The sequence below is a fragment of the Parageobacillus sp. KH3-4 genome (assembly GCF_022846435.1).
Taxonomy (GTDB): Bacteria; Bacillota; Bacilli; order Bacillales; family Anoxybacillaceae; genus Parageobacillus; species Parageobacillus thermoglucosidasius_A.
The window spans coordinates 2,674,118-2,698,993 of sequence record NZ_AP025627.1; the positions used below are offsets into that span (position 1 = coordinate 2,674,118).

Annotated in this window: 21 protein-coding genes; 1 reads left to right on the forward strand and 20 read right to left on the reverse strand. The window is 49.2% G+C overall.

Translation table 11 applies throughout. The features are described 5' to 3' along the window. Nucleotide 1: 1 nt before the first annotated feature. From rsmB to MWM02_RS13505, 10 genes are all read right to left on the reverse strand, one after another. Nucleotides 2-1,345, reverse strand: a complete 1,344-nt coding sequence (gene rsmB, locus MWM02_RS13460) for a 16S rRNA (cytosine(967)-C(5))-methyltransferase RsmB (protein ID WP_244402221.1) — start codon at nt 1,343-1,345, stop codon at nt 2-4. Continuing rightward, nucleotides 1,335-2,291, reverse strand: a complete 957-nt coding sequence (gene fmt / locus MWM02_RS13465; RefSeq protein ID WP_064551077.1) for a methionyl-tRNA formyltransferase — start codon at nt 2,289-2,291, stop codon at nt 1,335-1,337. The genes rsmB and fmt overlap by 11 nt, the downstream gene beginning before the upstream one ends. 10 nt (nt 2,292-2,301) lie before the next feature. Next, a complete protein-coding gene (def, locus tag MWM02_RS13470; RefSeq protein WP_064551078.1) occupies nt 2,302-2,775 on the reverse strand; it encodes a peptide deformylase in 474 nt (157 codons plus the stop codon). A gap of 15 nt (nt 2,776-2,790) precedes the next feature. Then, nucleotides 2,791-5,205: a primosomal protein N' gene (gene priA, locus MWM02_RS13475; protein ID WP_244402222.1), complete on the reverse strand. Its 2,415-nt coding sequence runs from the start codon at nt 5,203-5,205 to the stop codon at nt 2,791-2,793. Then, a complete protein-coding gene (gene coaBC, locus MWM02_RS13480; RefSeq protein ID WP_244402223.1) occupies nt 5,202-6,407 on the reverse strand; it encodes a bifunctional phosphopantothenoylcysteine decarboxylase/phosphopantothenate--cysteine ligase CoaBC in 1,206 nt (401 codons plus the stop codon). Before coaBC ends, priA begins: the two co-directional genes overlap by 4 nt. A gap of 57 nt (nt 6,408-6,464) precedes the next feature. After that, nucleotides 6,465-6,665, reverse strand: coding sequence for a DNA-directed RNA polymerase subunit omega (rpoZ, locus tag MWM02_RS13485; RefSeq protein ID WP_064551081.1), 201 nt, complete (start codon nt 6,663-6,665; stop codon nt 6,465-6,467). A gap of 3 nt (nt 6,666-6,668) precedes the next feature. Further along, nucleotides 6,669-7,283 carry a guanylate kinase gene (gmk, locus tag MWM02_RS13490; RefSeq protein ID WP_064551082.1) on the reverse strand — a complete coding sequence of 205 codons (615 nt, stop codon included), beginning with the start codon at nt 7,281-7,283 and terminating at the stop codon, nt 6,669-6,671. 13 nt (nt 7,284-7,296) lie between these two features. Then, complete coding sequence (gene remA / locus MWM02_RS13495; RefSeq protein ID WP_064551083.1) at nt 7,297-7,560, reverse strand: extracellular matrix/biofilm regulator RemA; 264 nt, start codon at nt 7,558-7,560, stop codon at nt 7,297-7,299. A gap of 56 nt (nt 7,561-7,616) precedes the next feature. Continuing rightward, complete coding sequence (locus MWM02_RS13500) at nt 7,617-8,492, reverse strand: YicC/YloC family endoribonuclease (protein ID WP_064551084.1); 876 nt, start codon at nt 8,490-8,492, stop codon at nt 7,617-7,619. An 88-nt stretch (nt 8,493-8,580) separates the two neighbouring features. Continuing rightward, on the reverse strand, nt 8,581-11,253 hold the full coding sequence (locus tag MWM02_RS13505; RefSeq protein WP_244402224.1) for a cation-translocating P-type ATPase: 2,673 nt from the start codon (nt 11,251-11,253) through the stop codon (nt 8,581-8,583). Nucleotides 11,254-11,365: 112 nt separating this feature from the next. On the opposite strand from MWM02_RS13505, the gene MWM02_RS13510 reads away from it, so the two are divergent. Further along, nucleotides 11,366-13,081: an Rqc2 family fibronectin-binding protein gene (locus MWM02_RS13510; protein WP_244402225.1), complete on the forward strand. Its 1,716-nt coding sequence runs from the start codon at nt 11,366-11,368 to the stop codon at nt 13,079-13,081. Nucleotides 13,082-13,131: 50 nt separating this feature from the next. Here the strand turns inward: MWM02_RS13510 and MWM02_RS13515 are convergent, their stop codons facing one another. The 10 genes from MWM02_RS13515 to MWM02_RS13560 all read right to left on the reverse strand — a co-directional run bounded on the left by MWM02_RS13515 (nt 13,132) and on the right by MWM02_RS13560 (nt 24,793). Continuing rightward, a complete protein-coding gene (locus tag MWM02_RS13515; protein WP_244402226.1) occupies nt 13,132-13,695 on the reverse strand; it encodes a Uma2 family endonuclease in 564 nt (187 codons plus the stop codon). 127 nt (nt 13,696-13,822) lie between these two features. Beyond that, nucleotides 13,823-14,446: an orotate phosphoribosyltransferase gene (gene pyrE / locus MWM02_RS13520; RefSeq protein ID WP_244402227.1), complete on the reverse strand. Its 624-nt coding sequence runs from the start codon at nt 14,444-14,446 to the stop codon at nt 13,823-13,825. Beyond that, a complete protein-coding gene (pyrF, locus tag MWM02_RS13525) occupies nt 14,443-15,162 on the reverse strand; it encodes an orotidine-5'-phosphate decarboxylase (RefSeq protein ID WP_064551089.1) in 720 nt (239 codons plus the stop codon). The genes pyrE and pyrF overlap by 4 nt, the downstream gene beginning before the upstream one ends. Further along, the gene (locus MWM02_RS13530; protein ID WP_244402228.1) at nt 15,134-16,075 is read right to left on the reverse strand and encodes a dihydroorotate dehydrogenase; all 942 of its coding nucleotides are present in this window, start codon (nt 16,073-16,075) and stop codon (nt 15,134-15,136) included. Before MWM02_RS13530 ends, pyrF begins: the two co-directional genes overlap by 29 nt. Beyond that, nucleotides 16,072-16,845 carry a dihydroorotate dehydrogenase electron transfer subunit gene (locus tag MWM02_RS13535; RefSeq protein WP_064551091.1) on the reverse strand — a complete coding sequence of 258 codons (774 nt, stop codon included), beginning with the start codon at nt 16,843-16,845 and terminating at the stop codon, nt 16,072-16,074. Before MWM02_RS13535 ends, MWM02_RS13530 begins: the two co-directional genes overlap by 4 nt. Next, nucleotides 16,842-20,039 (reverse strand): carbamoyl-phosphate synthase large subunit, encoded by a 3,198-nt coding sequence (carB, locus tag MWM02_RS13540; protein ID WP_064551092.1) that lies wholly within the window; start codon nt 20,037-20,039, stop codon nt 16,842-16,844. Before carB ends, MWM02_RS13535 begins: the two co-directional genes overlap by 4 nt. Beyond that, complete coding sequence (locus MWM02_RS13545; RefSeq protein ID WP_244402229.1) at nt 20,032-21,126, reverse strand: carbamoyl phosphate synthase small subunit; 1,095 nt, start codon at nt 21,124-21,126, stop codon at nt 20,032-20,034. The genes carB and MWM02_RS13545 overlap by 8 nt, the downstream gene beginning before the upstream one ends. Further along, nucleotides 21,127-22,410, reverse strand: coding sequence for a dihydroorotase (locus MWM02_RS13550; protein WP_064551094.1), 1,284 nt, complete (start codon nt 22,408-22,410; stop codon nt 21,127-21,129). Continuing rightward, nucleotides 22,376-23,299 carry an aspartate carbamoyltransferase catalytic subunit gene (locus MWM02_RS13555; protein WP_244402230.1) on the reverse strand — a complete coding sequence of 308 codons (924 nt, stop codon included), beginning with the start codon at nt 23,297-23,299 and terminating at the stop codon, nt 22,376-22,378. Before MWM02_RS13555 ends, MWM02_RS13550 begins: the two co-directional genes overlap by 35 nt. A 186-nt stretch (nt 23,300-23,485) precedes the next feature. Beyond that, on the reverse strand, nt 23,486-24,793 hold the full coding sequence (locus MWM02_RS13560; protein ID WP_244402231.1) for a solute carrier family 23 protein: 1,308 nt from the start codon (nt 24,791-24,793) through the stop codon (nt 23,486-23,488). Nucleotides 24,794-24,876: the final 83 nt, after the last annotated feature.

Below are 24,876 nucleotides of genomic sequence, written 5' to 3' on the forward strand. Positions count from 1 at the left end.
GCTACACCTTCTTTCGTAATGATGCGATAAAAAATCCATCCGAGCCAAAATAGTGAGGAAGGAGATGCAGCTGCCCGTTGCGGACGTATGGCTGTACTTTTTCCGGCAACCGCTGTTTCATTGTTTCATCCGGCGAAAATTCCGGATGATCGTCTAAAAATCGGGCAATGACCGCTTCATTTTCCTCACGGTCAATCGTGCATGTGCTATATACAAGCGTGCCGCCTTTTTTTAACAATGGCGCAACTGCACGCAAAATTTCAAGCTGCAGTTCGGCAAGGGAAGGAATATCTGCTTCCGTTTTTGCATATTTAATATCTGGTTTGCGGCGGATGACGCCAAACCCCGAGCACGGGGCATCGACTAAAATTTTATCGAACGTCTCCCGCTCAAACACTTCGCCTAAGCGCCTGCTGTCAAGCGCGCGCGCGGAAATATTCGTAAGCCGCAGACGCTTCGCATTCTCCTCGATTAAGTCCACTTTATGTTCATGAATATCCGCGCATATCACTTGTCCGGTATTGTTCATTAATTCGGCAATATGGGTCGATTTTCCGCCCGGGGCAGCGCAGCTGTCAAGAACGCGCTCGTGTTCTCTCGGACCGAGCGCCCGCGCCACTAACATTGAACTTTCGTCTTGAATCGTAATCCAGCCGCGGCGAAACGCCTCCGTATGCGCAAGGTTTCCTTTTTTCGCTTGAATCGCTTCCGCGGCGACCTCGCCACGCACCACTTCCATTCCTTCTTGCTTGAGCTTGTCCATTGCTTCCTCAACGGTTATTCTTGCGGTATTCACCCTTGCCGTTTGCTTTGGCGGCAGCAAGTTTGTTTCGCACATCCGTTTTGTTTCCGTGAGTCCATATTGCTCAACCCAGCGCTTCACGAGCCAGCGCGGATGGCTTGTTGCAACCGCTAGCCGCTCCACTTCATCTTCAATTTTTTCAAGCGGCGGCACCCCTTGACGCAAAATGGCGCGCATCACCCCGTTAACGAGCGAGGCGATCCCTCGATGCCCGCGTTTTTTCGCGATTTCCACCGCCTCAAAAATCGCAGCGCGGTCAGGGATGCGGTCCAAATATAATATTTGATAAAGGGTCAAGCGAAGAAGTACGCGGACCCACCGTTCTAGTTTGCGTGCTTTTTTCAAAAACGGCGCCAAATAATAATCGAGCGTGTCGCGGCGCTGAATCGTCCCGTATACGATCTCCGTCAAAAGCCGGACATCTCTTTCAGAAAGCCGGTGCGTTTCAATCATTTTATTTAATAATAAATTGCTGTACGCTTCTTTTTCTTCGACAACCAACAATGTTTCCAAAGCGACTTCTCGTACGTTTTTAGCTTTCATGTTCATCTCCTAGCTTCATTCCAATGGTGAGATGGGCGCCAGCGCCGCGCAAAAATTGCGCCGCATCCATTCGTTTTTTCCCCGCCGGCTGCAATTCAGTAATTTTAATGGCCGTTTCATTGCCTGTCGCAACGACAATTCCGTCATCTACGATATCAACAATCGTGCCAGGCTCTGCTTTTTTCGGGGCCGGAACTTTTTCCCCCCACCAAATCTTCCATACATTGCCGGAATATGTTGTGTACGCAACCGGCCATGGATTGAGGCCGCGGATATGGTTATAAACGTCTTCTCCCGGTTTCGTCCAATCAATTTTTTCTTGCTCGCGCTTAATATTGTACGCATATGTTGCTTTTTCTTCATCTTGCTTCATTGGCGTTAATTTTCCAGCCACCAATTGCGGAATCGTTTCTGATAACAGTTTTGCCCCAGCCATGCTTAATTTATCATGAAGGGTGCCAACCGTATCGGTTTCGGTGATCGGCACTTCCACTTGGGTTAAAATATCGCCGGCATCAAGTTTTTCCACCATGTACATAATCGTGACGCCCGTTTTTGTTTTTCCTTGTAAAATCGCATAATGAATCGGAGCGCCGCCCCGCAATTCTGGAAGCAATGAAGCATGGACGTTGATGCAGCCGTATTTCGGCGCATCGAGCAACGCTTTCGGCAAAATTTGGCCGAACGCTGCCGTCACAATTAAATCTGGTTCGAGCGCCAATACTTGCTCATATTGTTCTTGTTCGCGAATTTTTGTCGGCTGCAATACCGGGATTCCATGTTTTTCCGCTTCAACTTTAACCGGCGGCGGTGTCAACTCCCGCTTTCTCCCTTTCGGCTTATCCGGCTGCGTGACGACGGCGGCGATATGATACCCATCTTCTATTAGTTGCTTTAATATAGGAACAGAAAAATCCGGTGTTCCCATAAATACAATGTTGATCATCTTTTCTCATCTACCCTTCTAATTCTTCCAGATCGTAATAGCGAATCACTTTCGAAGTAAACAATATTCCGTTTAAATGGTCGATTTCATGTTGAAGCGCGCGCGCCAAAAATCCAGTTGCTTCAAGCGTAAACGGCCGGCCGCGCCGGTCTTGGGCGCGGACTTTGACATAATTGGCGCGCTTTACTTCGCCAAACAGCCCCGGAAAGCTAAGGCAGCCTTCCGGACCGACTTGCTCCCCGCGCGTTTCGATAATGCGCGGATTGATCAGCTCAATTCGGCCGTGCTCATCGCCGACATCGACGACGGCGATTTGCTTGGCAATGCCGACTTGCGGGGCGGCCAATCCGACCCCGTCGGCATCGACCATCGTATCATACATATCGTTCAACAGCTTAATAAGCTGGCGGTCAAACCGCTTTACCGGCTCGCACTCTTTTTCTAAAATGTCTGCTGGATATGTCACAATCGGTAAAACAGCCAATGATATTTCCTCCATTTACATCATCGTATATGGGTTCGTATCGATCGTAATCAATAAATCCCCTTGGGAAACGTCGTGCTGATAGCGATCGATGACCGCTTTTAATGCACTCGTCATGTTCGGCTCCCGTTTGTATTTTATCATGCATTGGTAGCGATATCTATCATGAAGGCGAGCAATCGGCGAAGCGACAGGACCGAGAATGATCGCTTCGTTTGACAGCTGCGCCCGCAAATATGCCGCAATTTTATCCGTCACGGCCACCGCTTTCGTTATTTCCGGGTGAGATACGGTGATTAATGTCAAATAGTAAAACGGCGGGTAGCCGTACATTTTGCGAAGCGCCATTTCCCGTTGATAAAACGTGTCATAATCGTGCTTCGCGGCAAGCGCGATGCTGTAATGCTCCGGCGTATACGTTTGGATGACGACTTCTCCAGGAAGCTCGTGGCGCCCGGCGCGCCCGCTTACTTGCGTCAGCAGCTGAAACGTTTTTTCGGAAGCGCGGAAATCAGGAAGATGGAGCGTCGTATCGGCAGCAAGCACGCCGACAAGCGTTACTTTCGGAAAATCAAGGCCTTTCGCAATCATTTGCGTGCCAAGCAAAATATCGGCCTTCCCTTCACCAAACTCGGCAAGCAGACGTTCGTGGGCGCCTTTGCGGCTCGTCGTATCGACATCCATGCGGATCACGCGCGCTTCAGGAAGCAGTTTCGTCAATTCTTCTTCCACTTTTTGCGTCCCTGTTCCGAAAAAGCGAATATGTTCGCTTCCACATGATGGACAGCGGTACGTAATCGGTTCTTCGTATCCGCAATAATGGCATTTTAACCTCTGTCCGGCACGATGGTACGTTAATGAAATATCGCAATGCGGGCAACGAATCACATAGCCGCAACCACGGCACATGACAAATGTCGAATAGCCACGCCGATTTAAAAACAACACAGACTGTTCCCCTTTATGGAGGCGGTCTTTCAATTTCTCAAATAACGCTCGCGAAAACATCGAACGGTTTCCGCTCCGCAGTTCTTCCCGCATATCGACAATATGAACGTCCGGCATCCCGTTATCGCTTATCCGTTTTGGCAATGTCAGTAACTGATATACCCCTTTTTTCGCCCGTGCAAACGATTCAAGCGAAGGAGTGGCGCTGCCGAGCACGACAGGGCAGCCGTGGACACGGGCGCGGTAAATCGCCACATCGCGGGCGTGATAGCGCGGATTTTCTTCTTGCTTGTAGCTTGTCTCATGTTCTTCGTCAATGATAATCATGCCGAGATTTTCAAACGGAGCAAAAATCGCCGAACGGGCGCCGACGACAAGCTGCACTTCTTTTCGATGAATTTTTCGCCATTCGTCGTATTTTTCTCCGACGGATAAACCGCTATGAAGCACTGCCACTTGCGAACCGAAGCGCCCTTTAAACCGTTTGACCATCTGCGGCGTCAGCGAAATTTCTGGAACGAGAACAATCGCTTCTTTTCCTTGCCGCAATACTTCTTCGATCGCTTGCATATAAACTTCTGTTTTTCCGCTGCCCGTCACGCCGTATAGCAAAAATACCCCATGTTCATTGGCGCGCACGCACTCGATGATGGAAGAAAGCGCTTTTTCTTGCTCATCGGTAAGCGAAAGCGGGGCCGTTTTTGGAAATGAACGGTGCTCGTACGGGTCGCGATATACTTCGATTTCTTTTTCCGCAATAAGTCCTTTGGCAACTAACGATTTGAGCGAAGCATAGGAAGCTCCCGTCTGCTCCAACAGCTGCTTTAATGGCATCGCTTCGTTTGCTGACAGAAGAACCGTTAATAACTGTTTTTGCTTGGCGGCATTCGCCGGCAATGCATTCATCGCACGCCCAATTTCTTCGTGCGATTGCACCAATTCCACATATTTCACCGTTTTTGCCGCCGCTTTTTCTTTTACATGATACACGACTTCCAAATAGCCTTGTTGAATCGCCTTTTGCAACGGCCGTAGCCAATCGCTATGCTCTACTTCTTTCCAATCGACCGTAGTACGGTCCTTAAAAAGCGGTTGAATCGTTTCTGGCAGCAAAGCACGGTTTTCTTCGCGAACGAGTCGAATTTCCTTTTCGTATTTTGCTTTCAATGCCGCTGGAAGCATCGCCTGATAAGCGGAAATCGCAAAACAAAGCGTTGTTTCCGTTAAATATTTCCCGAGCTCAAGCAGCTCTTCGTTTAATACGGGAGTTACGTCTAAGACCGCTTCGATCGGTTTCAACGTTTTTACATTGGAATGCGACTTAATATGAATAACAAATCCTTGCAATCGCCGCGGACCGAACGGAACGGTGACGCGCATTCCTGGTTGCAATATATCTTCCCATTTTTCCGGAATCGCATAATCGAAAGGACGGTCCGTCTGACGCGCAGGAACATCAACAATTACCTCTGCTACCTTCATCGAATCGCCTCGATATATTGATAAATTTCTTTTAAAATTTCTTCTGCCACTTGCTTTTTCGGCAAAAGCGGCAGCGAACGCACCGAACCGTCCCGTTTGAAAATCGTCACAATATTCGTGTCTCCGGCAAATCCCGCTCCCTCTTCGGAAACGTTGTTGGCCACGACCATATCAAGCTGTTTGCTTTCCAATTTTTGTTTCGCATACTCCTCCACATGATCCGTTTCTGCCGCAAATCCGACTAAAATTTGCGATGTTTTTTGTTCCCCTAGCGTTTTTAAAATATCTGTCGTTCTTTCCATTTCGATAACATAGTCGCCCGGCTGTTTTTTCATCTTTTTCGCAAACACATGCTTTGGCCGGTAATCGGCCACCGCCGCCGCCTTAATGACGATGTCGACATGCGGAAAACGTTCCATCACCGCTTCGTACATTTCTTGCGCTGACTCTACGCGAACGGTTTCTACGTTCGCTGGCGCTTCCAGCTCGGTCGGCCCGGAAACCAGCGTCACCTCCGCGCCAAAGCGCGCTGCCGCCTCCGCGATCGCATAGCCCATTTTCCCTGTGGAACGATTCGAAAAAAAGCGGACGGGATCCAATTTTTCCCGCGTCGGCCCCGCGGTGACAAGCACTTTTTTTCCTTTTAAGAAAGGGGTGCGAGAGGCAAAATATGCTTCGATATTTTCAATAATTTTTTCTGGTTCTTCCAGTCTCCCTTTTCCGACATATCCGCAAGCCAAATATCCTTCCGACGGCTCAATAAAGCGATAGCCAAAGCGATATAATGTTTCAATGTTCGCTTGCACCGCCGGATGTTCGTACATATGAACATTCATTGCCGGAGCGATCCATACCGGCGCTTTTGTCGCTAAAAGCGTTGTCGTAATCATGTTGTCGGCGATGCCGTGCGCTAATTTTCCAATTGTATTAGCGGTGGCAGGCGCAACAAGAACAAGATCCGCCCAATCCGCCACGTCAATATGGGCAATCACCGCCGGATTTTTTTCATCAAATGTATCGATATATACTTCATTGCGTGATAGTGCCTGGAACGTGAGCGGAGTAATGAATTTGCAGGCAGACTCGCTCATCATGACTTTCACATTGGCGCCGCGCTGCGTCAGCTGGCTCGTTAAGGCAGCCGCTTTATAGGCGGCGATTCCTCCAGTTACACATAATAAAATGTTTTTTTCATTCACCATGTTTGAAACACCTCTGATCTACTTTTGTAAAAAAATAACAACCTAACAGCTAGGTTGTTATTTTTCTTCTTCTACTAATTCGATATGGTCCGCAGCAATTTCCTCTAACGCCTGCCCGACAAATTTTTTCGAAACAGGGTTTTTAATCGTCAATTCCGCGTCCTCCTGAAGCTGACGCGCGCGTTTCGCTACCACCGTAACAAGCTTATATTTCGAATCGACCTTTTGCATCAACAGATCGATGGAAGGATATAACATGCTTTATTCCACCCCCAACATTTTTTTATAACGTTTTGCCACGCGCTCCCGCCGGCAATGTTCAGCCATCACGATCGCTTTAATCCGCTCGCATGCGAGCTCGACTTTATCGTTTTCCACGACATAGTCGTAAGCATCCATCATTTCCAGTTCTTCTTTTGCCGCTTTCAAACGATTTTGGATGTGCTCTTCCGACTCTGTACCGCGCGATATGATTCGCTTTTCCAATTCGCTTAAACTTGGAGGGGCGAGAAAAATGAAGAGGCCTTCCGGAAACACTTTGCGCACTTGCATCGCGCCTTGTACTTCGATTTCCAAAAACACATCTTTTCCTTCCTGCAATGTTTTTTCCACATAGTCGATCGGCGTTCCATAGTAATTGCCGACGTACTCCGCCCACTCTAGCAATTTGTTTTCACGAATCATTTGCTCAAATTCTTCGCGCGTTTTAAAGAAGTAATCGACGCCATCGACTTCGCCTTCCCGCGGTTTCCGTGTCGTGACGGAAACAGAATAATGCAAATTAATATCCGGCTGCGAAAACAATGCTTTTCGCACCGTCCCCTTGCCGACGCCAGACGGTCCAGACAGCACAATCAACAATCCTCTTTCGCTCATAAACGTATAAAACCTACCCTTCCTCCGATAAATCATCACTTCCATATAAACGGTTAGCTACCGTTTCCGGTTGAACGGAAGATAGTATGACATGATCGCTGTCCATAATAATGACAGCGCGCGTTCTTCTTCCATGAGTGGCATCCACTAATTTTCCGCTCTCTCTTGCGTCTTGAATCATTCGTTTAATTGGCGCAGAATCAGGGCTGACAATGGTAATAATCCGAGCGGCGGATACCATATTTCCATAACCGATGTTAATAAATTTTGTTCCCACGAAACGCCCACCTGCCATAAACATTATTGTTGCCGCAATGAAGCCGTTCTAAACGATCACTCGATATTTTGCACTTGTTCTTTTATTTTTTCGAGCGCGCTTTTCATCTCCACGACTTGCATGGCAATGAGACTGTCGTTCGCCTTTGCCCCAATCGTGTTCGCTTCGCGGTTCAGCTCTTGCACTAAAAAATCAAGCTTTCGACCGATCGGTTCGTCTTTTTCCAACGTTGCGGCAACTTGCTGGAGATGGCTGCGAATCCGCTTCAGCTCCTCGTTAATGTCTGATTTTTCCGCGAAAATCGCCACCTCTGTTAAAATGCGCGACTCATCGGCAGGAAGCGGACTAAGCTCATTGATGCGCTTCGTTAGCCGCTCGCGATAATATTCAATGACGAAAGGCGCCCGTTTTTCGATCACCTGCACGCTTTTTTCAATATAAGAGAGCTGCGTTTGTATATCAGCAAGGAGCGCCTCTCCCTCCTGTTTGCGCATAAACGCAAGTTGTTCTGCCGCTTCTTTCACCGCAGCAAGCAAAAGCTGCTCTAATTCTTCATTTTCCGTTTCTTCTTCAATAATCTCCGTCACACCTTCAAGCTGAAATAAATGGGAAAGCGTCACTTGGTCGCACAAAGAAAATTGTTCGTTAGCTCTTTGCAAACTATTATAATATTCCTTCATTAAATCCCAATCAATATGCAGCTTTCGCTTTACTAAACCATCACCTTCGATATTGACAAACACCTCGACTTTTCCTCGTTTCACGTGCTGTAAAATTACTTTTTTTATTTTATCCTCAAAAGCAACCCATTGTCTAGGGATGCGAACAGAAATTTCACAAAAGCGGTGGTTCACCGATTTCATTTCCACAGTAATGATTATTTGTTCGTTTTTTTTTGTGCTGCGTCCAAAACCTGTCATGCTATAAACCATGTCATCACATCCGTTTACATAAAATGCCAAAAAGAAAAGGTCATAGAGTCTTCCTCTATCACCTCGAATATTATAGCATATCTCCTTTTTATTTTCTCGTAAAAAGCGAACCGGAAAATAAAAATGTCGGAAGCGCTGCTAAACCAATAATGAGCAGCCAGTCAAACAGAGCGATCGTTGCGGTATGGAAAATCTCTTGCAGCGGCGGATAGTAAATGACGACAAGCAACAATAATATGGATATAATAACCGCAACGACAAGATATATATTTTCGAACGGATTGCGGTCAAAAATCGATCGTTCGCAGCGACAGTCAAACACATGAATAAGCTGGGCCATCACTAACGTCGCGAATGCCACCGTCTGCGCATAAACAAGTTCATATCCGCTTCGTTCATACGCGGTCATAAACGCCGCCAGCGTCACCATCCCGATGATAAAGCCGCGGCTGATGATTTTCCAACCGAGTCCACGCGCAAACACCCCTTCTTTTGGATGGCGCGGCGGCCGCTTCATTACATTTTCTTCCGCGCGGTCAAGTCCAAGCGCCATCGCCGGAAGACCATCGGTGACAAGGTTCACCCATAAAATTTGGATCGGCACAAGCGGAAGCGGGAGTGCCAGCAGCATCGCAAACAACATGACGAAAATCTCACCGACATTCGATGCTAACAAATAGCGAATAAATTTGCGGATGTTTTCGTAAATATTTCTTCCTTCTTGAATCGCCGCTTGAATCGTCGCAAAGTTATCGTCAAGCAGCACAAGCGCGGCCGCTTCTTTCGCGACATCCGTTCCCGACCGCCCCATCGCCACGCCAATGTCAGCCGCCTTAATCGCCGGTGCGTCGTTGACGCCGTCTCCCGTCATCGCGACAATATGTCCTCGCCGTTGCAATGCTTTCACAATTTTTAATTTATGCTCCGGCGAAACGCGGGCAAATACGTAAATATCATCGACCACGTCTTCAAGCTCGCCAACGGATATGCGCGATAGCGTCGGACCGTCCATTACTTTTCCGTTCGGCGGCAGCACCCCGAGCTGCTCCGCGATCGCTTTGGCGGTAAGCACATGATCGCCGGTAATCATCACTGTTTTAATGCCCGCTTCTTTGCATTGTTGCACCGCTTTTTTCACTTCTGGACGCGGCGGGTCGATCATTGCTTGGATTCCGATAAACACGAGATTTTTCTCTGCCTCTTTTTCTGATGTGATTCGCTCTTGCGCTTGCAGCGGGCGATAGGCAATGGCAATCGTGCGGAGGGCTTGGCTTGCCATTTTTCTAATGACATCTTGCACCGTTTTTTTCCACGCCATTGTCATCGTTTGTTCGCGGCCGTTCCAATAAATTTGCCCGCACACTTGCAACAATACGTCCGGGGCTCCCTTTGTCACAATGAATCGTTTCCCTGCTTTATCTTTCACAATGACCGTCATCATTTTTCGTTCGGAATCAAATGGAAATTCTTGTTCTATGATAAATTCAGCTTCGATGTGTTCTTTCGTCACTCCTGCCTTCATCGCGGCGACAAGCAAAGCGCCTTCGGTCGGGTCGCCGTCAATGTAGCGTCGCCCCTTTTTTTCTTTGAGCTGTGAGCCATTGCAAAGCGCGCCAAACATCAGCAGCTGTTGCAAGGCCGCCTCTTTTTTGATGTCGATTGGGCGCCCGTTTTCATAAAACTGCCCCGATGTCTCCAATCCGGCGCCGCTTATCGTCCACGTTTTTCCGTTTGCCCAAATATGCGTCACCGTCATCATATTTTCCGTCATCGTCCCCGTTTTATCGGAACAAATGACAGAAGCGCAACCTAACGTTTCCACCGCTGGAAGCTTGCGGACGATCGCATTTTTCTTGATCATCCGCTGCACGCCAAGCGCGAGTGCAATTGTGACAATCGCCGGCAGCCCTTCCGGAATCGCAGCGACCGCCAGCGAAACGCCGGCCAAAAACATTTCGTACAAACGGTGCCCTTGAATGACGCCAACGGCGACGACAAGAACGGTAAGAAAGAGCGCAACGACAATTAAAATTTTTCCTAGCTGCTCCAGCCTCCGCTGCAGCGGAGTCATCACTGTTTCCGCTTCTTGAAGCAGATTCGCGATTTGTCCCATTGCCGTTTTCATTCCCGTTGCAATCACAATGCCAATGCCGCTCCCTCTTGTTACAAGGGTCCCCATAAAAGCCATATTATGCAAATCACCAATCGCAGCATTTTCATTCATAAGCGGAACCGCCGATTTTGCCGTTGGCACCGACTCGCCTGTCAATGCCGCTTCTTCGATTTCCAACCCTTTTGCCTCAATGATGCGGACATCAGCACCAATTCTGTCTCCGCTTAAAAACTTCATAATATCACCGACAACAAGCTCCCGCGCCGGAATTTTCACCCATTCCCCGTTGCGCAATACCGTTGCCTGTGGCGCCGATAATTTCTTTAATGCTTCAAGCGATTTCTCGGCGCGACGCTCCTGGAAAAAGCCTAAAAGCCCATTCATGATGACGATAACGATAATGGCAATGGCATCGACATACTCCCCAAGCAATCCGGAAATGACCGTGGCTGCAAGAAGCACGAGCACCATAAAGTCTTTAAATTGATTTAAAAACAATAAAAGCACCGATTGTTTTTTTGCTTCTGTTAATTCATTATATCCGAACCGTTTCAAACGCTTCTTCGCTTCTTCCGTCGTCAAACCCCTCGTAATGTTGGTGTTTGTTTCCTTCGCCACTTCGTTTGTCGCAAGCGTATGCCACTGCATCGTCGCTTCTCCTCCCTCTTTGCTTTTCTATGAAAGCTTATTCAGACATGTCCGAAAAAATGATATGATATGTTATTGATGAAGCAACAAAATAAACAGAAAGGTGTTTTTTATGTCATTCGATGGCGTGTTTACCTATGCAGTCGTAAAAGAATTACAGCAAGCGCTCGAGGGAGGGCGCATTACGAAAATCCATCAACCTGCTGTCCATGAATTAGTCCTGCAAATCCGCTCGCACGGACGAAACTATAAACTGCTTTTATCCGCGCATCCAAGCTACGCGCGCATTCATTTAACAAACGAAACGTACGACAATCCGGCTGAACCGCCGATGTTTTGCATGCTGTTGCGCAAACATTTGGAAGGAAGCATTATTGAAGCGATCCGCCAAGTGGATTTTGACCGGATTATCATCATCGAAACAAAAGGACGGAACGAAATTGGCGATATTCATGCAAAACAATTAATGGTGGAAATCATGGGGCGGCATAGCAACATCATCTTGGTTGACAAAGAAACAAACACGATTATCGACAGCATTAAACATCTTTCCCCTGCCGTCAACCGCTATCGCACCGTGCTTCCCGGCCACGAATATATCGCGCCGCCGTCGCATGGAAAAATCAACCCGCTCGAAGCAACCGAAGAAACGATCGTGAAAAAAATTGATTTTCATGCCGGCAAACTAGCGGACCAGCTCGTCGCCACCTTTTCCGGCATTTCGCCGCTGTTTGCGAAAGAAGCGGTATTTCGCGCGGGGCTTGCGAACCGGGCGACGCTGCCCAAAAGCTTTATTGCGTTAATGGATGAAGTGCGCGCGCATCGCTTTGCGCCGGCGATATACACGAATGGCGAAAAAGAATGGTTTTATGTGCTTCCGCTTACCCACTTGCAGGCCGAAGCAAAAGAGTTTGCCACGCCAAGCGAACTGTTGGACCGCTTTTACTTCGGCAAAGCCGAGCGCGACCGCGTCAAACAGCAGGCACATGACCTTGAGCGGTTTATTGTGAATGAAAAAACGAAAAACGAGAAAAAGCTGATCAAGCTCCAGCAAACATTGGAGGAAGCAAAAAAGGCGGAACAATATCGGCTTTACGGGGAGCTGCTAACCGCCAACCTGTACGCCGTCAAACGGGGAATGAAAGAAATCGAAGTGATCAACTATTATGACGAAAACGGCGCGACCGTAAAGATTCCTCTTGATCCGCAAAAATCGCCGTCAGAAAACGCGCAAAGCTATTTTCAAAGATACCAAAAAGCGAAAAACTCGCTAAACATCGTCCAAGAGCAAATTGAGCGCACAAACGAAGAAATCGCGTATTTCGATACACTTCTCCAGCAGTTGGAAACCGCCGCGCCAAAAGATGTCGAAGAAATTCGCGAGGAGTTAATCGAACAAGGCTATTTGCAGGCGCGCGCTACAAAACAAACGAAAAAACAAAAGCAGCGGACAATCGAGCTTGAACGCTACATCGCAAGCGATGGCACGGAAATTCTCGTTGGGAAAAACAATAAACAAAACGACTATTTAACCAACAAGCTTGCGCGCAAAGATGAAATTTGGCTGCACACAAAAGACATACCCGGCTCTCATGTCGTCATCCGCAGCAAAAATCCATCTGAACAAACGATTGCTGAGGCGGCCAACCTCGCCGCCTACTTTAGCAAAGCGCGGCAATCGAGTTCCGTTCCGGTCGATTACACGCGCATCCGCTATGTGAAAAAACCGAGCGGCGCCAAACCGGGGTTCGTCATTTATGAAAACCAGCAAACGATTTACGTGACGCCGGATGAGGATTTAGTAATTCGGATGAAAAAGCAATCGTAACGCAAAATACCTCCCGCTATAAAGTGCGGGAGGTATTTTTTATGAACCATTTACTGAAATACTTCTTCCAAATTTAGTTCCAGCCCCGGAAAACAAACCGATTGGACGACTCCTGTACCCGCTTTAATATCTGCTTGTTCGTATAACCCTTCCTCATTTAATACATAAATCGTAATCGCATCCTTCATCGGATTGATAATCCAATATTCTTTCACCCCATAATCCATATATAAGTTAAACTTTGTCACTAAATCATGCGCCTGATTGGAAGAGCTTAATATTTCCACAATCAATGTAGGAACACCGACATATTTCGTTTCGGTAAACCCTTTTTCGTCACAAATAATGCTAAGGTCGGGAATGACTACTTTTCGGTCAGGCAACTTGTCGCTTACTAATTCGATATCGGTCGGCGCGGCAAATACTTTGCACTTTTTCCCTTTCAAATAAATTCCGAACTGCGTATGAATATTGCTCGAAACAAGCTGATGTTTAATGCTTGGGGAAGGAGTCATATACACGACTCCGTCAATATATTCCAAGCGCTCTTCGCTTTTCTCCCGCAGCGCTAAATATTCTTCATACGAAACGTTGGAAAATCGCGGTAAGGACATCACAATCCCTCTTTTCCTCTCTTAATATACTTCTATTATATTACCTGCTCGCCTTGAGCAAAAGTGCGGAGTGGGATCATAAAAAAAGAGCGCATCAGCTGTGCGCTCTCTCTTGCTCACATTCATGTTATTTCCCCCACTCTTCCGGGTTTTCCCGCCACTCGCGCAATGTCGCGAGGTCTTGTTCTGTCACGGCGCCTATCCCGAATGCGATTTCGATGAGTGTGTCGTAGTCCGTCAGTGTATGCACTTCCACATTATTTTCCGCAAACGCTTGTTTTGCTTTTTCCAATCCATACGTAAAAATGGCGGCAACACCAAGGACGTCGCATCCCGCTTCCTTCAGGGCGTGAACCGCATTTAATGAACTGCCCCCGGTGGAGATTAAATCTTCGACAACGACTATCTTTTGCCCTGTTTCCACTTTTCCTTCAATTTGTTTTCCTTTTCCATGGCCTTTTGCTTGGCTACGCACGTAGCACATCGGCAAGTTCATGCGCTCGCTTACCCAAGCGGCATGCGGAATTCCCGCCGTTGCCGTGCCGGCGATTGCTTCGACGTCTGAAAAATGTGCGCGGATTAGCTTGACAAGCCCGTCAGCAATCGCGCTTCGCACGTGTGGATACGCCAGTGTCAGCCGGTTGTCGCAGTAAATCGGTGATTTTAATCCAGACGACCAAGTGAATGGGGCACTTGGCTCTAACGATACCGCGCCAATGCGGAGTAAATGCGTGGCGATTTCTTTTTTCATTCGTTCTCCTCTCCCTTCCATTCCCTCTGTAACCGCTCGTAAGCAGCAACTGGATTTTCTGCACGGGTGATGCTTCTGCCGATGACGATGAAACTTGCGCCGAGCTTTTTTGCTTCATACGGCGTAACGACGCGGACTTGGTCGTTTTTTTCGTCATCGGCAAAACGAACGCCCGGGGTAACGGTCAAAAACGCTTCTCCGCAATGTTTGCGGACAAGTGGCACTTCTTTTGCCGAGCAGACAACGCCGTCAAGCCCGCTTTGTTTCGCCAGCGCCGCGTAATGAAGCACCGTTTCTTCCATTGTTCGGTCAATCCATAGTTCGCGATGTAGCATTTGCTCGCTTGTGCTTGTCAGCTGTGTGACCGCAATGCAAAATGGACGGTGCTCCCCGCTTGTCGTTCCCGCTTCCAATCCCTCCAGCGCTGCTTCCATCATCCGCGTTCCTCCAGCAGCGTGGACGTTGACTAAATCGACCCCTAAGCGCGCCAGCCCTTGCATGGCTCGCTTGACCGTATTCGGGATGTCGTGCAGCTTTAAATCAAGGAAAATCCGGTGCCCTTGTCCTTTTAAATAATGGACGATCTCCGGGCCTTCTTGATAGTATAATTCCATGCCGACTTTGACGAATAGCGATTCATGCGGGAACGATTGCAAAAACGCTTTTACGTCCTCTCCTGTTGGAAAATCAAGCGCGATAATAAACGGATTGTTCACCTTTTTTCCAGCTCCTTCCCGTACATTCGGAAATATGGCCGATTCCCAGCTTATCCAGCAATGCCGGCAGTTCGGCGATAATATTTGGGCAGACAAACGGATCGATGAAATTCGCCGTACCAATGGCGACAGCGCTGGCGCCGGCGTAGAAAAACTCAATGACATCTTCGGCAGACTGAATGCCGCCCATGCCGATAATCGGAATCGAAACAGCCTGGCTTACTTCATAAATCATGCGGATCGCAATCGGCTTAATCGCCGGCCCTGACAATCCCCCAGTTTGGTTTGCTAAAATCGGCTTGGCAGTTCTCACATCGATGCGCATGCCGAGAAGCGTATTAATCATCGTCAATCCGTCTGCGCCCGCCGCTTCAATCGCTTTCGCCATTTCAACAATATCGGCGACATTTGGCGAGAGTTTGACGTAGACGGGCACTTCGGAAACTTCTTTCACAAGCTTCGTGAGCTCTGCAGCAATTTCTGGAACGGTGCCAAATGCAATTCCGCCTTTTTTGACATTCGGACAGGAAATATTGAGCTCGAGCGCGCAAACGTTTGGCGCTTTCGAAATATGTCTGGCAACCTCTACATATTCCTCCATCGTCGAGCCAGCAATGTTGGCGATAATCGGCACGTCAAACTGCGCGAGCCATGGCAACTCTTCTTTCATTACTTTTTCTAAACCGGGGTTTTGCAGACCGATCGCATTCAGCATCCCGCTTGGCGTTTCCGCCACCCTCGGCGTCGGGTTGCCAAAGCGCGGCTCCTGCGTCGTCGCTTTAATCATAATGGCGCCAAGCACGCTTAAATCATAGAAGTGCGCGTATTCGCGGCCAAAGCCAAAGCAACCTGACGCCGGCATCACCGGATTTTTCAGCGAAAGGCCCGGCAGTTCAACTGTTAAACGGTTCACAATACCACCTCCCCGGCTTTAAACACGGGACCGTCGCTGCATACTTTTTTATACGCCGTTTCGCTGCCAGGGACGCGGCAGACACAGGCAAAACAGGCGCCGATGCCGCAGCCCATCCGCTCTTCCAGCGAAAGATATATTTCTTTGTGCGGAAACGCTCGTTCCAGCGCTTTTAACATCGGTTTGGGGCCGCATGCGTACAACACGTCAAATGAAATCTCTCTCTCATTGATCACATCGGTGACAAATCCTTTCGCTCCGTAAGAACCATCCGCCGTCGCCACATGCGTTTCGCCAAACGCGGCAAATTCCCGTTCGTAAAAGACAGTTTCTTTTGTTTGGAAGCCGAGCACGCTCGTAACGGCAACTCCTTTTTCGGCAAACCGCTTTGCTAGTTCGTAAAGCGGCGGAATGCCGATGCCGCCGCCGACAAGAAGCGCGCGCTTCCCTTTCGGTACGGCATCAAGCGGAAATCCGTTTCCGAGCGGACCAAGCACATCGACCGTTTCCCCCGGCCGTTTTTCCGCAAGCAAAGTGGTGCCGATCCCTTCTTTCCGGTAAATAATCGTGCATTCGCGCGCCTTCTTGTTGATGTGGCAAAGGCTAAGTGGACGGCGCAGGAGCGGGGCCGGCTGCGAAGACACTCTCACATGGACAAATTGCCCCGGTTCATTCATTTCCTCAACTAACCGGCCGCTTAACGTTATCTCGTAAATGTTTTTCGCAAGCTGCTTGTGGCGGACAATCACCATGTTTTCTCGTTTCATCATGCGCGCACCATCCTTTGCGTCATCATCGTTGTCGAAAACGTCATCGATTCGATCACTTGCAGCATCGCCCGCGCCGTATCCAGTGACGTCAAGCATGGAATGCCGTTTTCCACTGCTTCGCGGCGGATGCGGAATCCGTCGCTTTCCGGCTGTTTCCCTTTGGTGAGCGTGTTGATGACGACCTGCACTTTCCCTTGGCGAATGACATCCAAAATGTTTGGCGATGCGGAACAGATTTTATTGACAACGGCTACCGGGATGTCCGCCGCTTTTAACGCTTCCGCCGTGCCGCTCGTCGCGAGCAGCTGATAGCCGATTTCGTAGAAACGTCTGGCAATTTCCACTGCATCTTCTTTGTCTTTATCGGCGACGGTCAATAAAACGGCGCCGTGCGGGCGAATATGAATGCCTGAAGCGACAAGACCCTTATAGAGCGCTTTTTCAAACGTGACGTCTTTGCCGATCACTTCACCTGTCGACTTCATTTCCGGACCAAGCGAAATATCGACATTGCGCAGTTTGGCGAACGAGAAGACCGGCACTTTTACGTACACGCCTTCGCTTTCCTGCCGTAGCCCTGTTTCATAGCCAAGTTTCGCGAGCTTTGCGCCTAAAATTACTTTCGTCGCGATATTTGCCATCGGCACGCCGGTAATTTTACTTAAAAACGGCACCGTGCGGCTGGAACGTGGATTGACTTCAAGCACGTACACTTCGTCTTGATACATGACAAATTGAATGTTCAGCAAACCGACAATGCGCAACCCTCTTGCTAGTTTAATCGTGTAATCGACGATTTTTCGCTTGATCTTATCTGTTAACGTTTGCGGCGGATAAACGGCGATTGAGTCGCCCGAATGCACTCCGGCCCGCTCAATATGTTCCATAATTCCCGGGATCAGCACCGTTTCTCCGTCAGAAACCGCATCGACTTCGATTTCTTTTCCGATTAAATAGCGGTCAATGAGCACTGGATGTTGCGGGTTGACTTTGACGGCATGCTCCATGTAATGCAATAGCTCCTTTTCCTGATACACAATTTCCATCGCACGGCCGCCAAGAACATACGACGGGCGGACAAGCACCGGATAGCCGATTTCTTTGGCAATCCGCACCGCTTCCTCAACAGAGAAAGCCGTTTTTCCTTGCGGCTTTGGAATCCCTAAATCCGATAACGCTTGTTCAAATTTGTCACGGTCTTCGGCGCGGTCCAAGTCCTCAAGCGATGTTCCTAAAATGCGGACGCCGCGCGCCGCCAATTCCGCCGCCAAGTTGATTGCCGTCTGGCCTCCGAATTGCACGATAACCCCGACCGGCTTTTCTAAGTCAATGACATGCATCACATCTTCAATCGTAAGCGGCTCGAAATACAACTTATCGGACGTGCTAAAATCCGTCGACACCGTTTCCGGGTTGTTGTTAATAATAATCGCTTCATAGCCCGCTTCTTTAATCGCCCAAACGGAATGAACAGTCGCGTAATCGAATTCAATGCCTTGCCCGATGCGAATCGGTCCCGAACCGAGTACCACAACGCTTTCGCGGGCGGTGACGACCGATTCGTTTTCCTCTTCGTACGTGCTGTAGTAATACGGCGTTTCTGATTCAAATTCCGCCGCGCACGTATCGACCATTTTATATACTGGAAGGATGCCTGCTTGTTTTCGCATTTCATAGACGTCACGCTCGCTTCTGTTCCAAAGCTTGGCGATAGCCGCATCGGAAAAGCCCATTTTTTTCGCTTTCCGCAACACCTCAGCATCTCCGACATGATCGCGGATGACGGTTTCATAACGGACGATGTTTTCTATTTTCGTTAAGAAAAAGCGGTCAATTTGGCTCCATTCGTGAATTTGCTCGACCGTAAAGCCGCGGCGCAGCGCCTCGGCGATATAGAAGAGGCGCTCATCTCCTGCTTTGCGTATCCGCTTTTCGATCACTTCGTCCACGATGTTGTCCGCATCTTTCAGCTCCAAATGGAAAACGCCTGTCTCTAAAGAGCGCACCGCTTTTAACAGCGATTCCTCGAACGTCCGGCCGATCGCCATCACTTCACCTGTCGCTTTCATTTGCGTGCCAAGACGGCGGTTGGCCGATTCGAATTTATCGAACGGAAAGCGCGGTATTTTTGTCACAACGTAATCGAGCGCTGGTTCAAAGCAAGCGTACGTTTTACCCGTAACCGGGTTGATCATTTCATCTAACGTTAAGCCGACGGCAATTTTTGCAGCAAGCTTGGCAATCGGGTAGCCCGTCGCTTTCGAGGCTAACGCCGATGAGCGGCTGACGCGGGGGTTGACTTCAATGACGTAATAATGGAAGCTATGCGGATCGAGCGCCAGCTGCACATTGCAGCCACCTTCGATGCCAAGGGCGCGAATAATGCGAAGCGATGCGTTGCGCAACAATTGATATTCACGGTCACTTAGCGTTTGGCTTGGGGCGACGACGATCGAATCGCCGGTATGAATGCCGACCGGGTCGATATTTTCCATGTTGCAGACGACGATCGCGTTATCGTTGGCATCGCGCATCACTTCATATTCGATTTCTTTATAGCCGGCGATGCTTTTTTCCAATAAACATTGGTGCACTGGGCTTAGTTTTAATCCTGTCGAAACAATATCGATCAGTTCCTTTTCGTTTGCGCAAATGCCCCCGCCCGTGCCGCCGAGCGTAAATGCCGGGCGGACGATGACCGGATAGCCGACTTTTTCGACAAAAGCGTATGCTTCTTCCAAGCTATGAATAATTTCGCTTTCTGGAACCGGTTCGCCGAGTTCGTTCATCAGGGCGCGAAATTGCTCGCGGTCTTCCGCTTTTTCAATCGCATCGAGCTTTGTTCCCAATATTTCGACACCGCATTCCGCGAGCACCCCGGCTTTGGCAAGCTCGACCGCCAAGTTTAGTCCCGTTTGCCCGCCAAGCGTCGGCAAAATCGCGTCCGGACGTTCTTTGCGGATAATGCGGGACACAAACTCAAACGTAAGCGGCTCCATATACACTTTGTCGGCAATTTCTGTATCGGTCATGATTGTGGCCGGATTGGAATTGACTAAAATGACTTTGTACCCCTCTTCCTTTAGCGCCAAACATGCCTGTGTGCCCGCGTAATCAAACTCCGCCGCCTGGCCGATGACAATCGGGCCGGAACCGATCACTAAAATCGTTTTAACGTCTTGGCGTTTAGGCATGGACGATTTCCCCTTTCTTTTTGACCTCGCGAATCATCGCGATAAACTCATCAAATAACGAGTTGGCGTCCTCAGGACCAGGTGATGCTTCCGGATGATATTGCACCGTAAACGCCGGATAATCCAAATGGCGCAATCCTTCGATCGTGCCGTCGTTTAACGCAATATGCGTTACTTCCAATTTTGTGTTGCGCAGCGATTCTTTTTTGACAGTATAGCCGTGGTTTTGCGAAGTAATCGCCACTTTTCCCGTCGCCAAATGCTTGACCGGATGGTTCGAACCGCGATGACCGAACTTCATTTTTTCCGTATCGGCACCGCAGGCGAGCGCGAACAGCTGATGGCCGAGGCAGATGCCAAAAAGCGGCACTTTGCCAAGAATCCCGCGAATCATTTTTATCGCTTCCGGCACATCTTTCGGGTCGCCGGGACCGTTGGATAACATTACTCCGTCCGGATGGAAGCGAAGCACGTCTTCAGCCGTCGCGTTGTATGGAAGCACAATGACATCGCAATTTCGTTTATTTAGTTCACGCAAAATGCCATGTTTCATACCGAAGTCAACAAGAACGACGCGGTAGCCGCGTCCCGGGCTCGGATACGCGCTTTTCGTTGAAACGCGCTTTACTTGATCTCTCGGCAGCTCCGTCGCTTTCAAATATTCGACAACTTCTCGCACGCTGGCATCCAAGTCGCAAATCATTCCTTTCAGCGTCCCGTATTGTCGGATAATCCGCGTTAATTTTCGCGTGTCGATCCCTGCCAAGCCAGGAATCTTTTTTTCTTTTAAATATTCGTCAAGTGTCATTTCATTTCGCCAATTGGATGGCGCATCGCACAATTCTTTGACGATGAAGCCGTGAATATGCGGTTCAATCGATTCAAAATCATCGCGGTTAATGCCGTAGTTGCCGATGAGCGGATATGTCATCGTCACGATTTGCCCGCAATACGAAGGATCTGTTAAAATTTCTTGATACCCGGTCATTCCCGTGTTAAACACTACTTCGCCGACCGTTTTTTCCGTGCTGCCGAACGCCTCTCCGATAAAAAACGAGCCGTCTTCCAACACAAGCTGCCGTTTCATTTACTCTCTTCCTTTCTGCCAAACTAGTTTTCCGCCGACAAACGTCATTACCGGCCATCCTTTGCATGTCCAGCCGGCAAACGGCGTGTTTTTTCCTTTCGAGGCAAACGTTTGTGGGTCAATCGTTTCTTCCGCTTCTAAATCGATCACCGTAATATCCGCCCTCTCGCCGACAGCGAGTTTTCCAAGCGGTAGGCCGAAACATTCCGCTGGCTTTACCGTCAGCAAATCGATAAGCTGTTTTAGCGTCAATATGTTTGTTTCCACCAAATGGGTGTAAAGAAGCGGAAACGCCGTTTCCAGACCAACAATGCCAAACGGGGCATCGTGAATTCCTTTTTGTTTTTCCGCTTCCGTATGCGGAGCGTGGTCGGTGGCGATAAAATCGATCGTTCCGTCAAGCAGCCCCGCGATTAACGCCTCACGGTCTTCCTTGCTGCGCAGCGGCGGATTCATTTTATAATTCGCGTCAGGACCTGGAATATCTTCATCGCATAAAAGGAGATGATGCGGCGTCACTTCCGCAGTGACGCGGATGCCCGCCCGCTTCGCATCGCGAACGACGCGGACCGATTCTTTCGTGCTGATGTGGCACACATGATAGTGACAGCCTGTTGCTTCCGCCAGCAGCACGTCGCGCGCGATATGAACCGATTCAGACACGGACGGAACGCCGTTTAACCCATGGCGGCGCGCAAATTCGCCATCATGCACGACGCCACGGTTTGTTAACGTGTTATCTTCGCAATGGGCGACAATCGCCATATCAAGAGCAGCCGCCTGCTTCATCGCTTCATACATCATGCCGGCCGACTGCACGCCGACGCCGTCGTCGGTAAACGCGAACGCCCCTGCTTGCTTTAGTGACGCAAAGTCCGTCAGCTCTGTTCCTTGCTGGCGCATCGTAATCGCCGCATATGGAAGCACATGGACATAGGCAGTTTCACGAATTCGCTCACGAAGCCACTCCATTTGTTCTTTCGTATCTGGCACCGGATTCGTATTCGGCATCGCTGCCACCGTCGTAAAACCGCCTTTCGCCGCCGCCAGCGTTCCAGTTGCGATCGTCTCTTTCTGTTCGCCGCCTGGTTCGCGCAAATGAACGTGCAGATCGATCAATCCGGCAGAAATGAACTTCCCTTGTACATCAATGATTTCGTCCGCTTCTCCGCTATGTAGCTCTGAACCGATTGCGGTAATAATGCCGTTTTCGATTTTCAACTCCATCCGCTCGATTGCGCCATGTGGATTAAATGATTTTCCATTTTTTAAAATAACTGCCATTGGCCATTCCCCCTTCAATTGCTCGTTTTAACACAGCCATCCGCACATAAACACCGTTTTCCATTTGTTTAAAAATGCGCGAACGTTCTGATTCGACAAGCTCGCTTGCAATTTCGACGCCGCGATTGACCGGTGCCGGATGCAAAATGATGCTGTTTTTCTTCATCTTTTTCACCCGTTCCAGCGTTAGGCCGTAGCGTGCATGATATTGTTCTTTTGTTAAACCCATTTTTTCCTCGTGCCGTTCATGCTGGATGCGCAGCAGCATGACAACGTCCGCTTCCGCCACCGCCGTATCGACGTCCACGTACATCCCGTATGGATTAGCCGCATCTTTCCACTCTTCCGGGCTGGAAAACAACACTGTCGCTCCGAGTCTTGTCAGCACCTCGGCATTGGAACGAGCGACGCGGCTATGGCGAATATCGCCGATAATTGCTACCGTCAATCTTTCAAACGTGCCAAACTCTTGACGGATGGTAAGCAAATCTAAAAGCGATTGCGTCGGATGATGCCCGCAGCCGTCTCCGGCGTTAATGATCGGAATGCGAATCGCATGACGAAGTGTCTCAAAATATGCGTCTTGCGAATGGCGGATGACAATCGCGTTTACCCCGATTGCTTCAAGCGTGCGGACCGTGTCATACAGCGTTTCCCCTTTTTGCACGCTCGACATGTCGGCGTCAAACGGGATGACGTGAAGCCCAAGTTTCCGCTCCGCCATTTCAAAACTGCATTTCGTGCGCGTGCTCGGTTCGAAAAACAAATTGGCGACAAAAATGGGTTTTGCTGCTCGCCAACTATCTCCTTTTGCAAACCGCTCCGCTTCATCCAACAATTCGGTAATTTCCGCTAACGATAATTCTGTCAATGTAAACAAGTGGTGCATCTTTCTCGCTCCTTTTTCGGTTTCTAGCAATCTTATAAAAAAACACCCTGTCCAGTCGACAGGGTGTTACGCTGTTTGCGTGTAAAAAAGGGGAAGGGATTGCTTTCTATCGGCACATTCGCCGCTCCCGCTTTTTTGTGCAGTAACACCCTTTTAAGTCTCTCTGGACTTAATTAAAAGGTGCAATTATGCGACATGATCGTTGCTGTTTTCTGTTTTTCTTTCAAACATATTTTCGTTGATTTGCGGGCGTCCCGGTAAAATAAGGTTTAAGACTACGCCGCAAATCGCCGCAAGCGCCATGCCTTGAATTTGGAATTGCTCTGTCACTTTCAGCACCGCGCCGCCGATGCCAATGACTAAAATAACCGAAGAGATGACTAAGTTTCGTTTGTCCCCGAAATCGATGCGGCTATCGACAAGCATGCGCAAGCCGGATGAGGCGATAATTCCGAACAGTAAAATCGACACGCCGCCCATCACCGGCGTCGGAATCGAGCTAATCAGCGCGGTCACTTTGCCGATAAACCCAAAGATGATGGCGATCACCGCCGCTCCTGCTAGCACGTAGACGCTATAGACTCGCGTAATCGCCAACACGCCGATGTTCTCGCCGTACGTTGTTTTCGGCGGCCCGCCGATCAGCGCGGAAATCATCGTCGCAGTGCCGTCTCCTAAAATCGAACGATGCAAACCCGGCTTTTGAATGAGATCGCGCCCGACGACTTTGCTCAACACAAGCTGGTGGCCGATATGTTCAGATAGCGTCACGACCGCCACCGGCACCATCAGCATGACAATATCCCATGTGACATGCACCGGATAATCGACAAATGGAAGGAGAAAATCCGGCATTTCAAACCATTTTGCTTTCGCGACTTTTGAGAAATCAACAACCCCGACGATAAGCGCGTACACATACCCGACGATAATCCCTGCTAGCACTGGAACTAAACTGAGCATGCCGCGCAAAAACACCGAGCAGACGATCATTGCCGCGAGCGTGACAAGCGCAACCGAAAAATGTGTGAAACTGTACTTGCCATCCGGACCGTTCATCGCCATGCCAACGGCTGTATTCGCCAGCCCAAGGCCGATCACAATGATGACCGGCCCGACGACAACCGGCGGCAGCAGCTTCATAATCCAGCGGTAACCGGCTTTTTTAATGACCAGCGCGACAATGCCGTACACAAGCCCCGCCAAAAAGCTGCCGATCATCGCCGCTCCCGGTCCTCCCGCCGTTTTCGCCGCAATAATTGGAGCGATGAAAGCGAAGGAAGAACCGAGGTACGCAGGAACTTGCCATTTGGTGATGGCGAGAAAGGCAAGCGTTCCAAGCCCGCTCGTAATAAGGGCGATGGACGGGCTTAATCCGACTAAATAAGGCACTAAAATCGTCGCCCCGAACATGGCGAACAAATGCTGTAAACTGAGGGTTAACCATTGCGCCGGCGACGGCCGGTCTTGAATATCTAATACAGGTTTGTTCATCGTCAAAAAACTCCTTTCTCATTAGCATAAAAAAACCTCTTTGCCCTCGAGGGTGCAAAGAGGTACAGAGATAGTCCAAGCCT

Excerpts from the sequence above, each read along its gene's own strand:
- rsmB (WP_244402221.1), bottom strand. The coding sequence starts at position 1,345 with ATGAAAGCTAAAAACGTACGAGAAGTCGCTTTGGAAACATTGTTGGTT.
- fmt (WP_064551077.1), bottom strand. The coding sequence starts at position 2,291 with ATGATCAACATTGTATTTATGGGAACACCGGATTTTTCTGTTCCTATA.
- priA (WP_244402222.1), bottom strand. The coding sequence starts at position 5,205 with ATGAAGGTAGCAGAGGTAATTGTTGATGTTCCTGCGCGTCAGACGGAC.
- coaBC (WP_244402223.1), bottom strand. The coding sequence starts at position 6,407 with ATGGTGAATGAAAAAAACATTTTATTATGTGTAACTGGAGGAATCGCC.
- rpoZ (WP_064551081.1), bottom strand. The coding sequence starts at position 6,665 with ATGTTATATCCTTCCATCGATCTGTTGATGCAAAAGGTCGATTCGAAA.
- gmk (WP_064551082.1), bottom strand. The coding sequence starts at position 7,283 with ATGAGCGAAAGAGGATTGTTGATTGTGCTGTCTGGACCGTCTGGCGTC.
- MWM02_RS13500 (WP_064551084.1), bottom strand. The coding sequence starts at position 8,492 with ATGGTTTATAGCATGACAGGTTTTGGACGCAGCACAAAAAAAAACGAA.
- MWM02_RS13505 (WP_244402224.1), bottom strand. The coding sequence starts at position 11,253 with ATGCAGTGGCATACGCTTGCGACAAACGAAGTGGCGAAGGAAACAAAC.
- MWM02_RS13510 (WP_244402225.1), top strand. The coding sequence starts at position 11,366 with ATGTCATTCGATGGCGTGTTTACCTATGCAGTCGTAAAAGAATTACAG.
- MWM02_RS13515 (WP_244402226.1), bottom strand. The coding sequence starts at position 13,695 with ATGTCCTTACCGCGATTTTCCAACGTTTCGTATGAAGAATATTTAGCG.
- pyrE (WP_244402227.1), bottom strand. The coding sequence starts at position 14,446 with ATGAAAAAAGAAATCGCCACGCATTTACTCCGCATTGGCGCGGTATCG.
- MWM02_RS13535 (WP_064551091.1), bottom strand. The coding sequence starts at position 16,845 with ATGATGAAACGAGAAAACATGGTGATTGTCCGCCACAAGCAGCTTGCG.
- carB (WP_064551092.1), bottom strand. The coding sequence starts at position 20,039 with ATGCCTAAACGCCAAGACGTTAAAACGATTTTAGTGATCGGTTCCGGC.
- MWM02_RS13545 (WP_244402229.1), bottom strand. The coding sequence starts at position 21,126 with ATGAAACGGCAGCTTGTGTTGGAAGACGGCTCGTTTTTTATCGGAGAG.
- MWM02_RS13550 (WP_064551094.1), bottom strand. The coding sequence starts at position 22,410 with ATGGCAGTTATTTTAAAAAATGGAAAATCATTTAATCCACATGGCGCA.
- MWM02_RS13555 (WP_244402230.1), bottom strand. The coding sequence starts at position 23,299 with ATGCACCACTTGTTTACATTGACAGAATTATCGTTAGCGGAAATTACC.
- MWM02_RS13560 (WP_244402231.1), bottom strand. The coding sequence starts at position 24,793 with ATGAACAAACCTGTATTAGATATTCAAGACCGGCCGTCGCCGGCGCAA.